Origin of the sequence: Sphingopyxis sp. SE2, from assembly GCF_032227185.1 — a bacterium.
In the GTDB taxonomy this organism is placed as follows: domain Bacteria; phylum Pseudomonadota; class Alphaproteobacteria; order Sphingomonadales; family Sphingomonadaceae; genus Sphingopyxis.
Genome location: NZ_JAPMXW010000001.1, coordinates 3,343,149 through 3,355,685, shown reverse-complemented (window position 1 = coordinate 3,355,685; position 12,537 = coordinate 3,343,149). Strand labels below are relative to the sequence as shown.

Below are 12,537 nucleotides of genomic sequence, written 5' to 3'. Positions count from 1 at the left end.
GCCATCATGCCGGATAGCGCAATTTTCGATGTCATCGTCGTCGGCGGGGGGCACGCCGGGACCGAGGCCGCCGCGGCCGCGTCGCGGCTCGGCGCGCGCGTCGCGCTCGTCAGCTTCGACCCCGCGCTGATCGGGACGATGTCGTGCAACCCGGCGATCGGCGGGCTCGGCAAGGGGCATCTGATGCGCGAGGTCGATGCGCTCGACGGGTGGATGGCGCGCGCGGCCGACAGCGCGGCGATTCATTACCGGATGCTCAACGCGTCGAAGGGTGCGGCGGTGCAGGGGCCGCGCATCCAGGCCGACCGCAAATTGTACCGCGACGCGATCCAGGATTTGCTCGCCGCCGAGGATGGCATCGCCGTCGTCGCGGGCGAGGCGGCGGCGCTGCGGCTGTCGGACGAGGGACGCGTCGAGGGCCTCGAACTCGCCGATGGGTCGGTGCTGACGGCGAGCGCGGTCGTGCTCGCGACCGGAACCTTCCTCGGCGGACGCCTGTTCCGCGGCGAGGAGCGGATGGATGGCGGGCGCATCGGCGAGGCCGGAGCGCACCGGCTCGCGGAGCAACTTCGCGCAGCCGATCTGCCGATGGCGCGGCTCAAGACGGGGACGCCGCCGCGGCTCGACGGGCGGACGATCGACTGGGCGCGGCTGGACGAGCAGGCGTCGGACAGCGCCGATGGCGCGAGCTGGACCTGTTCCACGTGGAACAGCACCCGCACGGTGCCGCAGATTTTCTGCGCGATCACGCGCACGAACGTAGAAGCCCATGCGATCATCGCGGCGAACCTCGACCGATCGCCGCTGTTCACGGGGGCGATCGGGGCGGCCGGGCCGCGCTATTGCCCGTCGATCGAGGACAAGATCCACCGCTTCGCCGACCGCGACGGGCATCAGGTGTTTCTCGAACCCGAGGGGCTCGACACGTATCTTGTCTATCCGAACGGCATTTCGACCTCGCTACCCGCCGATGTGCAGCTTGCGATGCTGCGCACGATGGAGGGGCTCGGGCGGGTTACGATGGTCGTCCCCGGCTATGCGGTCGAATATGATCATATAGATCCGCGCGCGCTCGACCGGACGTTGCAGGTGCGCGCGATGCCCGGCGTGTGGTGCGCGGGGCAGATCAATGGCACGACGGGTTATGAGGAAGCGGCGGCGCAGGGGCTGGTCGCGGGCGCCAATGCGGCGCTCAGCGTTCAGGGGCGCGATCCGCTGATCCTCGACCGGGTTGAATCCTATATCGGGGTGATGGTCGACGATCTGGTGCTGCAGGGGGTGAGCGAACCCTATCGGATGCTCACCGCGCGCGCCGAATATCGGCTGCGACTGCGCGCCGACAATGCCGCGACGCGGTTGACGCCGAAGGGGATCGCGCTGGGGCTGGTGCGTCCGGCGACGGCGGAACTGTTCGCCGAACGCCAAGCCGAGCGGGCGAGGGCCGAAGCCTTGCTCGACGCTGCGGTGAGCACCGCCGATTATGCCGTGGTCGGGCTGGCGTTGCCGGGCGACGGAATGGCGCGCAAGCGGATCGACCTGCTGCGCTATCCCGAGATGACGATGGCGCGGCTTGCTTTGCTCGCGCCCGAACTCGACGCGATCGACCCGGCGATTCTGTCGGAGGTTGCCGAGGACGCGCATTATGCTCCTTACGTGGCACGGCAGGATGCCGAACTGCGGTCGCTCGCGGCGAACGAGGCAATCCTGCTCGACCCCGCGCTCGATTATGGCGCGATCGGAGGCCTGTCGCGCGAGATGGTCGAGCGGCTGACCAAGGCGCGCCCCGAAACGCTGGGGCAGGCGGGGCGCATCGACGGCGTGACGCCGGCGGCGCTCACCGCGATCATGGTGCATAGCCGGCGGCGCGCGGCTTGAGCTTTTCGGGTTCGGTGCGAGAGCGTCCGTTAGGGGTGGGGAGCTGTCGTTAAAAAACCTCCCTGTCTCGAAGCGATGGGGAGGGGGGAGTGCGGGGTTGAACTGCCCCCGGCAGTCAAGTCCAGTCCTGGGGACTGGACGGCCCAGCACTCGCCCACAGGGCGTGGTGGAGGGGCCGCGGCGTCGCGCCATTTGCCCCTCCGTCAGCGCTTCGCGCTGTCACCTCCCCATGCCTGCGGCACAGGGAGGATCTTATGACAACTATCGGTCGATTTGGACCTTTCTCGCTTCCCGTTCGTGTCGAGCGAAGTCGAGGCACCCCTCGACGACGCGCCTAGAGCGAAGGGCAATCTCCATTTCGCTCGATGCGAACGGGGTTGGAACGATGTCCGCAAGCCACCGAGAGCGGTCCCCTTGGTAGGCCACGGACGAAAGCACCCTTTCAGGCGGTGCAACTGGGCTCGGGCTTTCGCCGGGGTGCACAATGACATTCGCCGTCAGTTGATTCTCGTTGTCATCCTCGAACGAGACTCGTGGCTCGTTCGACTTGATCCGGGATCCATTTGTAGCGCCGAAGTCATGGACCCCGGATCCAATCCGGGGTGACGGGGGAGATGTGTCCCGTCTCGTTTGGGCATGAGGCTTTCAATGCCGCATGCAAAGGCGCTAGGGCGTGAAGAGTGGCTGGATTTCCGCTTCGGCGGGAATGACGAAATATGGGCGGGTAGCTGGTGAATACAGACGGCGGGATTCTGATGAGCGAAGATGAAGCAAGGACCTGGATCGGGGCCGCGTTTTCGCCGACCGCCGATCAATGGGCGCGGCTCGATCGCTTCGCCCAAATGCTAATCGCCGAGAATGACCGACAGAATCTGATCGCGGCGTCGACGATTCCGACGATCTGGGTGCGGCATATCGCCGACAGTGCGCAGCTTCTGGCGCTCGATACCGAGGGCGAGGGGCTTTGGGTCGATTTGGGGAGCGGGCCGGGGTTGCCGGGGCTGGTTGTCGCGATTCTGAGCGCGCGACCAATGCTGCTCGTCGAATCGCGCAAAAGGCGGTGCGAATTCTTGCGCGCGGTCGCTGACGCGTTGGGGCTGGGGCATGTCGAGGTCGCCGAGGCGCCGCTCGAGCGTGTCGAAACGCGGCGCGCGGCGACGATCAGCGCGCGCGCCTTTGCGCCGCTCGACAAGCTCATCGACTTATCCGCCCGTTTTTCCACCGAATCGACGCACTGGCTGCTGCCAAAAGGCCGAAACGCGGTTAAGGAACTGGCTTTGCTGCCCGAGCCATGGCAGAGAATGTTCCACGTGGAACAGAGCCGCACCGACGCCGACAGCCGGATTCTGGTCGGAACCGGAAAATTAAGGGTCGAAACCCGGTAGTTGCACGATCGAGGTTTGAAGCGATTTTGTTCAGTGTGAGGAGGCAAGGCGCAGGAATATGTCGATATTTCCAAACTTGCCGACAACGCAATGGACAAAATCGGTCAAATCCCGAAGGGACGTCGAAATGGCTTCGATCTCGTCTCCGCGCGGCCTTGCAGATGGAACCACCATGCGCTGCGGCCCCGCGAAGCCGATATCTTCGCCATTTCGACGCCTCGAACGTGCAACTACCGGGTTTCGACCCTTAGCAAAACAGCGAGGAAAGCGATGATCCGCATTGCCGTGGCGAACCAGAAGGGTGGGGTCGGCAAGACGACGACGGCGATCAATCTGGCGACCGCGCTCGCGGCGACCGGATGGCGCACGCTGATCATCGACCTCGATCCGCAGGGCAATGCCTCGACCGGCCTCGGGATCAAGCAGTCGCAGCGCGAATATTCGAGTTACGAGCTGCTGCGCGGCGACGCGACGGTCGCCGAATGCGCGATTCCGACCGCGGTGCCGCGGCTCGACATCGTCAGCGCGACGGTCGACCTGTCGGGCGCCGAAATCGAGCTGATCGAATTTCAGGACCGGCTCCACCGGCTCCAGCAAGCCTTGTCGGGCGCCGAAGCGGGGCAGTGGGACATCTGCCTGATCGATTGTCCGCCGTCGCTGGGCATGTTGACGCTCAACGCGTTGATCGCCGCCGAATCGCTGATCGTGCCGCTCCAATGCGAATTTTTCGCGCTCGAGGGGCTGAGCCAGCTGCTCACCACGGTCGAGCGCGTGCGCGAGCGCTTCAACCAGAAATTGTCGATCCTCGGCGTCGCGCTGACCATGTTCGACCGGCGCAACCGGCTGACCGACCAAGTGTCCGACGATGTGCGCGAGGTGCTGGGCCCGGTGGTGTTCGACACGGTGATCCCGCGCAATGTGCGCCTGTCCGAAGCGCCGAGCCACGGCCTGCCGGCGCTGATCTACGATCATCGCTGCGCCGGGTCGGCGGCCTATATCGCGCTCGCGCGCGAGCTGATCGACCGGCTCCCCGAAATCCGCAAGGCGGCATAAATGGCTGATAATGAAAAAGAAAGTGGCGCAACGCCGATTCGCAAACGCCCCTCGGGGCTCGGCCGCGGGCTGAACGCGCTGTTCGGCGACGCGGCGGTCGAAGCGCCGGTGCTCGCGACCCCCGGAAGCGCGGCGCGCGCGGCGCCGGTGGTGGGCGATGCGGTGCAGCATGTTCCCGTCGGCGCGATTCGACCGCTGCCCGGGCAGCCGCGGCGCCATTTTGACGAGAATGCGATCGCCGAACTCGCCGATTCGATCGGGCTGCGCGGATTGCTCCAGCCGATCATCGTGCGCCGGTCGCCGGATGGCGAGGGTTTCCAGCTCGTCGCGGGCGAACGGCGCTGGCGCGCGGCGCAGCGCGCGGGCCTGCACCAGATTCCCGCGCTCGTGCGCGAACTCGACGACGCCGCGACCTATGAGATCGCGCTGGTCGAGAATATCCAGCGCCAGGACCTCAATGCGATCGAAGAGGCGAGCGCGTATCGCCGGCTGATCGAGGATTTCGGGCATAATCAGGAAGCGCTGGCGAAGCTGGTCGGCAAATCGCGCAGCCATGTCGCCAATTTGATGCGCCTGCTCGACCTGCCCCAAGCCGTGCAGGCGCTCGTCGGCGACGGATCGCTCGCGATGGGTCACGCGCGCGCGCTGATCGGTGCCGAAGACGCCGAAGCGATCGCGCGCCGCGTCGCAAAGGAAGGCCTGTCGGTGCGCGCGGTCGAGGCGCTGGTGCGCGCGGGCAAGCGCGGCGATGCGCCGCCGCCCAAGGGACCGCTCGAATATAAGAGCATGGATGGTGGGCGCGATCCCGACATCGTCGCGGTCGAACGCCACCTGTCCGAACTGCTCGGCATCGGGGTGGCGATCCAATATGCGGGCGAGGGCAAGGGCGCGCTGACGCTGAAATTCGCGTCGCTCGACCAGCTCGACATGATCTGCCAGCGGCTTTCGGGCGAAGGGATCTGATTCGCGTCGTGGGCGTTGGAATGTGCCAGTTCGGGCCGTCAAAGCAGAAAAAGGGCGTTCCTTGCGCGCTTGAAAAACGATCTAAACAATTGATAATTAATGGATATATCGCTTTGTGCGCGCAAGCCCTTGTTGCGCCGTTAACCAAGCTTGCTGGCAAAAGCTGAACAGGTCGCGGCCTAAACGGGTCGGTGAATGGGGTGGGATTTCCATTCGAATATCGACCGAATTCAAGGGACCAATCATATGCGCAAATTCGGAATGAAGCGCGCCCTGCTGGGCGCCGCGATTGCTGCTCTCGCCATGAACGCCCCGGCGGCGCATGCGGCGACAGCCACGGGCACGGCGACGGCCAAGATCCTTCGCCAGATCACGCTCACCAAGACCAGCGACCTGCAATATGCGACGATCATCAGCGGCGCGACCGCGTCGACCGTCGCGGTGTCGACCGCGGGCGGCGTCACTTGCGGCGCGGGGCTGACCTGCACCGGGACGACGGCGGCGGGCAGTTTCGACGTCGCGGGCACCAGCGGTGCGGTCGTGCTCGTCGGCGGCGATTCGAGCGTGACGCTCAACGGCTCGCTCGGCGGCTCGATGACGTCGACGCTGACCTATTCGGCGCCGAACATCACGCTGGGCGCGACGGGCGGCAGCTTTCAGATCGGCGGCACGCTGAGCGTCGGCGCCAATCAGGCGTCGGGTGACTATTCGGGGACGTTCAACGTCACCGCCAACTATCAGTAAATTTGGGGGGCCTGGCGGGCCGAGACCCGCCAGCCGTGTAAATGGGGCCGCCGGGCGCGCGCCGGGCGGCCCCTTTTTTTGCGCCCGTGACGGCGATGGTTAGCGAAATATCAACCATGTAAGCGCAAGCAGGATGCGACCATCGGGACGGTGTGGGGCCGCTTCCCGGACGATTGTGGGGATCGTGACCAATGTTTCGCTTTCTGAAGGCCCTTGGCCTGTCCACCGCGGCCGCGCTCGGCGCCGCGGCCGCTCCCGCCCATGCGGCGGGCGACCTGCTCGTCGCGCCGACGCGGGTCATCCTCGACGGATCGCGCGGGACCGAAGTGGTGCTCAATAATATCGGCAGCGAGCCCGCGACCTATCGCATCAGCCTCGAGATCAAGCGGATGACCGCCGTGGGCGGGCTCGACGAGATCGCCGAGGAAAATATCACGCCCGCCGAGCGCGCGGCGCTCGACATGATCGTCTTCAGCCCGCGCCGCGTCACGCTGCCGCCGAACCAGCCGCAGGTCGTGCGCGTCGGGGTGCGCGTGCCCGAGGGGACGCCGGCGGGCGAATATCGCGCGCATATGCTGTTTCGCGCGGTTCCCGACGCGGTGGCGACGAATGCGGCCGAAGCGAAGCCCGCGAGCACGGGGGTGTCGATCGCGCTCACCCCGATCTACGGAATCACGATCCCGGTGATCGTGCGCGTCGGCGACCTCGGCGCCGAGGCGGCGATCGGCGACGCGTGGGTGAGCGAAGGTGCCGAAGGGCCGGCGTTCAATTTCGATCTGTCGCGGACGGGTGGCCGCTCGGTCTATGGCGATATCGAGGTGACGCGGCCGGGGGTCGCCGAGCCTTTGCTCGTCGCGCGCGGCATCGCGGTCTATCCCGAGGTCGCCGCGCGCACGGTGTCGCTGCGCGTGCCGGACGATGTCGCGGGAAAGCTGAAGGGGCCGGTGCGCATCCGCTATTCGGAGGACCGCGAAATCGGCGGCGGGACGATCGACGAAGCCGAGCGCATTGTGAAGTAGGAAGCGGACGGACAGTTCAGGTGCGGCCGTGATGCGGTGGGGGCGCTTCATCGTCGCCGCGCTGGCGCTGGCGGGACTCGCGCCCGCCGGCGCCGAAGCCGCCGAGCGAATGCCGGTTTCTCCCACCGCGGCGGCGTGGGCGCCGAATGCCGACGACAGCTGGCTGTTCGATGTGCGCTCGGGTCAGTATCGGCTCGGCGACGGGGTGCGCGGCTATCAGACGCCGCAGGGGATTTGCGTCGACCTGGGCGATGTCGTGCTCGCGCTCGACCTCGCGGTGCGCGTCGATAAGAAGTTGCGCCGCGCAACCGGCTGGGTGTTCGACGAGCGGCGCAGCCTGACGATCGACCGCGAGACGGGCGAGGTGCGCGCGGGGAGCGAGCGTTTCCGCCTCGCCGCGACGACGATCCGCGACACGGCGGCGGGCTGGTGCGTCGATCTGGACAGTCTGAACGCGTGGCTCGGCGTGCCGCTGACCGCCGATCTGTCGAACGCGGTGCTGCGCGTCGATGCGAAGGAGAAGCTGCCGTTCCAGCTCGCAGCCGAACGCCGCGCGCGCGCGGCGTCGATCCGCCCGCAAGCGCAATTCGATCTTGCCACTCTACCGCAGGCGGCGCGGCCGTATCAGGCGTGGGCGACGCCGTCGGTCGATGTCGTCGCGTCGGTCGGCGCGGTGTCGGACAAGCGCGGCGGATCCTATGGGCAGGGGCGCTACGAGATTTTCGCGGCGGGCGAGCTGCTCGCGCAGAGCTTCGACGCGCGGCTGTCGTCGGACAATGAGGGCGTTCCCGACAGTCTGCGGATGCGGCTCTATCGCACCGACGCGCAAGGGCGGCTGCTCGGGTCGTTGAAGGCGACGCATTATGGCGTCGGCGACGTCAGCCTGCTGTCGACGGGAATCGTCGCGGCGTCGACGCCGGGGCGCGGCGCGGTGCTGACCAACCGCCCGGTCGAGCGCCCCGACGCGTTCGACAAGACCGATTTTCGCGGCGATTTGCCCGCGGGCTGGGATGCCGAACTGTATCGCAACGGCCAGCTGCTCGCTTTCACGAGCCCGAATAGCGACGGGCGTTACGCGTTCATCGACGTGCCGTTGCAATATGGCGCGAACCGCTTCGAGATCATACTGTACGGGCCGCAGGGGCAGATAAGGCGCGAAATCAAGCAGGTGCAGGTGGGGCTCGATTCGATCCCGCCGCAGCAGAGCTGGTATTGGGCGGGCGTCGCGCAGGAAAATGCCGACCTGATCGACTTCGGCGGCCGGCGGCGCGGCGCGTTCCGGCGCGGGTGGCGCGGGACGGCGGGGATCGAGCGCGGGCTCGATACGCGCACGTCGGCTTCGGCCTATCTGCACAGCCTGCTGATCGAGAATGTCCGCTACAATTATGGCGAGCTCGCGCTGCGGCGCTCGATCGGACCGACCCTGCTCGAGGTCGGCGGCAGCTATGAACAGAAGGGCGGCGTCGCCGCGCGCGCGAGCTGGCTCGCGGCGTTCGGCGAGACTTATGTGCGCGCCGATGCGCTGCGCGGCTGGGGCGGCTTCGTGTCGGACCGTTTATTTTCCAATATCAACGCCATATATTCGGTGTCGGTCGACCAGTCGGTGAAGCTCGGGCGGACGATATTGCCGCTCCACTTCGACGTGCGGCAGGTCGAGCGATGGTCGGGAGGCGACAGCATCGAGGCGAGCGCGCGCGCGTCGGCGAGTTTCCGCGCGATGACCTTCACCGGGCAGCTCGACTGGAGCCGGACCAAGGCGCCGATCGGCCCCGACCCGCCCGACAATCTGATCGCGAGCCTGCTGGCCAACGCCCGGATCGGGCGAGTGCGCGTCCGCGGCGAGGCGCGCTTTGCGCTGTCGGGCGAAAATAGCGACACGCGCATGGCGCTGATCGGTGAATGGGCGGGGAAGGGCGAGGCCGAATGGCGCGCCGAACTCGGTTATGACCGCGGACTCGACCGCGCGCGCGCCGGGCTTGGTTATACACGCCGTTTCAACAAGTTGCAGCTCAGCGGCTTCGGCGAGGTCGCGAGCGACGGATCGGTCGCGGCATCGCTGGCGCTCGCGTTCAGCTTCGGGCCGAAATCCGCCGGCGGCTGGCGCGTATCGGCCGAGAAGCTCGCGAGCCGCGGGCAGGTGATCGCCGATGTCTGGATGGACGAAAATGGCGACGGGGTGCGCCAGCCGGGCGAGGCGGCGCTGCCCGCCGTGCCGCTGACCGCGGGCAACGCCCTTGTCGATGCGGCGACCGACAGCGAAGGGCGCGGGACGATCGACGGGCTCGAGCCGTTCCGCGCGGTGATGATCGGCATCGACGCGGGGAGCCTGCCCGATCCCTATGTTCAGCCCGCGCTGCCGGGGGTGGTGGTCGCGCCGCGGCCCGGGGTCGCGACGCGCGTCCTGTTGCCGATGGTCGCGGCGGGCGAGATCGAGGGGATTTTCCGGCGCGACGGCGGCCATGTGGTCGAAGGGCTGCGCGTCGAACTGGTCGATGCCGAAGGGCGCGTGCGCGCGGCAACGCTGACCGAGTTCGACGGCTATTTCCTGTTCGAGGGCGTGGCTTACGGGCGTTACACGGTGCGGCCGGGCAAAGTCTCGGCGGCGGCGCTGCGGCTCGATGGCGCCTTTTCGACCGGCGCCGCGCCGGGCAAGGCAGCGCCGCGCGTAAGGCTGGGGACAATGGTGCTGAAGCCGTTGATCCGCGCCGTTGCGATTCGGGACGAAGCGCCGTCCGGCAGCAAAACTGCCCGCGGGCCGCCGGGCGAACAAGATGGCGGGTTGTAGTCGTCAGGCGTTCGGGGTGGAAGGCGGACATTCGTTTCTTTCGTCACCCCGGATCAAGTCCGGGGTGACGATGATGGATAGGGCGGCTTCCGATCGAATGGCGACGTTCGACATCGGTTCGGCGGTCGCTCCCAGCACTTCCCCGTTCGCGCCCGACCGCGATTGACTTCGCCGCCGCTTCGGACGATAGCGGCGGCAACGGGCCGGTGCGGACGCCCGTTCAGGCGAAGCGCTCGCCCAAGTTCCGCTCCACCCGCCGCCTTTTCGCGGCGTTCGGAGCGTTGATATGACCACCGACCTTGCACAAGCCCGCCCGTCCGAACTCAGCCTGACGGCCCTCTTCCTGAAATTCCTGCGTTTCGGATTCCTCGCCTTTGGCGGCCCGGTCGCGCAGATCGCGATGATCCGGCACGCGCTGATCGAGGAAGAGCGCTGGATCGAGCCGGCACGCTTCAACCGGCTGCTCGCGGTGCTGCAGGTCCTGCCCGGGCCCGAGGCGCACGAGCTTTGCGTGCATCTGGGCATGGTTGCGCGCGGCCGGATCGGCGGGCTGCTCGCGGGGCTGGGATTCATGCTGCCGGGTTTCGCGCTGATGCTGATCGCGGGGTGGGTCTATGTCGGCTGGATCGCGGGAAGCGCCGGGCTGTCGGGCATGCTGCTCGGCGTGCAGGTCGTGGTGCTCGCTGTCATCCTGCGCGCGGTGGTGCGGATCGGCGAGCATATCGTCGAGGACCGCCTGCTCGCGCTCGTTGCGGCCGCAAGCCTGCTCGCGACGCTCGCAGGCGTGGCCTTCTGGATTCCGCTCGTCGCCGGCGGCCTCGCCTATGCGGTGTCGCATCGACCGGTTGCAGCGATTGCCGTCATTCTCGCCGCGGCCGGTGTGGCGGCGGCGGTCCATCTGACGGCAACAACTGCTTCGAGCGGCCCGGCGACGGCCGCGGCGCCCGTGACGCTCGCGGCGCTGTTCGTCGCGGGGCTGAAGGGCGGGCTGCTGACCTTCGGCGGCGCCTATACCGCGATCCCCTATGTCCGCGCCGACACCGTCGGGCGCGGCTGGATCGGCGACGGGACGTTCCTCGACGGCATCGCGCTCGCGGGCGTGCTTCCGGCGCCGCTCGTCATCTTCGCGACCTTTGTCGGCTATGTCGCGGGCGGCCCGGGCGGCGCGCTGGCGATCACCGCGGGCATGTTCCTGCCCGCCTTCGCCTTTTCGCTGATCCTGTTCGAGCGGCTCGAGGCGATCGTCGAGAATCCGGCGCTGCACCGCTTGCTGGCGGGGGTCGCCGCGGCGGTGGTGGGGATCATTGCCGCGACCTTCGTGCAGTTGGGGCAGGCGACAGGTGCGCGGGTTGCGGAGCCGTGGTTTGCGCTGTTGCTGTTCGCGGCGGCGCTGGTGGTGGTGTGGCGCATCAAGGGCGCGTGGGCGACGCCGGCGATCGTTGCGGGCGGGGCGATTGCGGGTTGGCTGGGAATGTCGGTTTAGGGGTGGTGAGCGGACGTTGCGGCAATTTAGCCCCTCCCCTGAAGGGGAAGGGCTTTCTTCTCTCAATGGCCCAACCGGTCGGGAGCTGCCCTTCAATTTCAGCTCAGCAACGGTTCGAGCGCGTCCCATTCGCGGTCGACGGCGCGGCGGCCGGCGTCGATTGCTGCGCGGATTTTCGCGGGGTTGAATTCGAGCGTTTCGGCGACCTCCTCCTCGGGCTCGATGATGCGGATCGGCGCGAAGCGGTAGCGCGCGATCTGGACGTCGAGCGGTCGGAGGATGCGCGCGGCCTGCGCGCCGCCGATGCCCTCGCTCTGGAGCGCGCGGAGCTGGCCCTCGCGCGCGGCGATCAGGTCGTTGATCAGCGCGGCTCCGGCGAGGTCGTTCGCCGACACCTCCGACTGGAGGATGTCGACCGCGCGCAGCCCGATCTTGATGAGATTGGGGAAGGTGCGCACCGCACCGGGCTGCGGTGCGGGGGAGGCGCGCACCGCGATCACGCCGCGCGGGTTCATTTGGAGCGCCGAACTCAAAGGGGTCACGTCGCGCACGCCGCCGTCGACCCATTGTTCCTCGGTCCCGTCGCGTGCGCGCGTCTTCAAGGGATCGAAGAAGAGCGGCATCGCGCAGCTGGCGTAGACCCAATTGTGGATGCCGGGGACGCTTTCGTCGATCGTGCGATAGGTGCCGGTGCCGAGATTGACGACGCCGAGCAGGAGCTTGCGCCCGCTCGCGCGCAATTTCGTCTCGTTCGCGAAGCCCTTGAGCAGTCGCTTCAAGGGCCCGGTGTCGTAAAGCGCATCCTCGCCGAGCAGCCCGCCGACGACGCCGAGCGGGCGCGATTTGTAGATCGAACTGTTGCCGCGGATGCCGAGCCAGGCGTCGAGCAGCGCGGGCACATCGTCCTGCGCGACGCCCAAGGCCTGGATCGCGCCGGTCGAGACGCCGGCGACGATGTCGAGCCGGACGCCGCGATTGACGACGAGTTCGTGGACGACGCCGACCTGGAAGGCGCCCTTGGCGCCGCCGCCGCTCAATACGATTGCCAGACCGCCTGCCATTGCCGAGCGCCTCCTTGCCGGCGCGAGTCTACATGAGGTCCGCCCGCCGCCCAAGCCCGCGGGCGCCTCATCGGCGAAAAATCCATGTCTTTGATATCCCTATCGCGACATTAACCGGTTTTTAGCGCGCCATGGCATAGGGAGCGCGGCGGGCTGAAACATGGCCACA

At 67.5% G+C, this 12,537-nt stretch carries 9 protein-coding genes; 8 read left to right on the top strand and 1 reads right to left on the bottom strand.

Going from position 1 to position 12,537, the window contains the following annotated elements:
• Positions 1–6: 6 nt before the first annotated feature.
• The 8 genes from mnmG (at position 7) to chrA (ending at position 11,307) form a co-directional block, all read left to right on the top strand.
• Entirely contained in the window at positions 7–1,875 is a 1,869-nt protein-coding gene (mnmG, locus tag OVY29_RS16075; protein ID WP_313911723.1) for a tRNA uridine-5-carboxymethylaminomethyl(34) synthesis enzyme MnmG, read from the top strand.
• Between the two features lie 755 nt (positions 1,876–2,630).
• Positions 2,631–3,260, top strand: a complete 630-nt coding sequence (gene rsmG, locus OVY29_RS16070) for a 16S rRNA (guanine(527)-N(7))-methyltransferase RsmG (protein ID WP_037557524.1) — start codon at positions 2,631–2,633, stop codon at positions 3,258–3,260.
• A gap of 270 nt (positions 3,261–3,530) precedes the next feature.
• Positions 3,531–4,313 (top strand): ParA family protein, encoded by a 783-nt coding sequence (locus tag OVY29_RS16065; protein ID WP_037557482.1) that lies wholly within the window; start codon positions 3,531–3,533, stop codon positions 4,311–4,313.
• A complete protein-coding gene (locus OVY29_RS16060) occupies positions 4,314–5,276 on the top strand; it encodes a ParB/RepB/Spo0J family partition protein (protein ID WP_037557481.1) in 963 nt (320 codons plus the stop codon).
• 246 nt (positions 5,277–5,522) lie between these two features.
• Positions 5,523–6,020 (top strand): DUF4402 domain-containing protein, encoded by a 498-nt coding sequence (locus OVY29_RS16055; RefSeq protein WP_037557523.1) that lies wholly within the window; start codon positions 5,523–5,525, stop codon positions 6,018–6,020.
• A gap of 191 nt (positions 6,021–6,211) precedes the next feature.
• A complete protein-coding gene (locus OVY29_RS16050; RefSeq protein WP_313911722.1) occupies positions 6,212–7,039 on the top strand; it encodes a molecular chaperone in 828 nt (275 codons plus the stop codon).
• Between the two features lie 31 nt (positions 7,040–7,070).
• A complete protein-coding gene (locus tag OVY29_RS16045) occupies positions 7,071–9,824 on the top strand; it encodes a collagen binding domain-containing protein (protein WP_037557479.1) in 2,754 nt (917 codons plus the stop codon).
• Between the two features lie 286 nt (positions 9,825–10,110).
• Positions 10,111–11,307 (top strand): chromate efflux transporter, encoded by a 1,197-nt coding sequence (chrA, locus tag OVY29_RS16040; protein ID WP_037557478.1) that lies wholly within the window; start codon positions 10,111–10,113, stop codon positions 11,305–11,307.
• 98 nt (positions 11,308–11,405) lie between these two features.
• Here the strand turns inward: chrA and OVY29_RS16035 are convergent, their stop codons facing one another.
• Positions 11,406–12,368: a patatin-like phospholipase family protein gene (locus OVY29_RS16035; protein WP_081933222.1), complete on the bottom strand. Its 963-nt coding sequence runs from the start codon at positions 12,366–12,368 to the stop codon at positions 11,406–11,408.
• Positions 12,369–12,537: the final 169 nt, after the last annotated feature.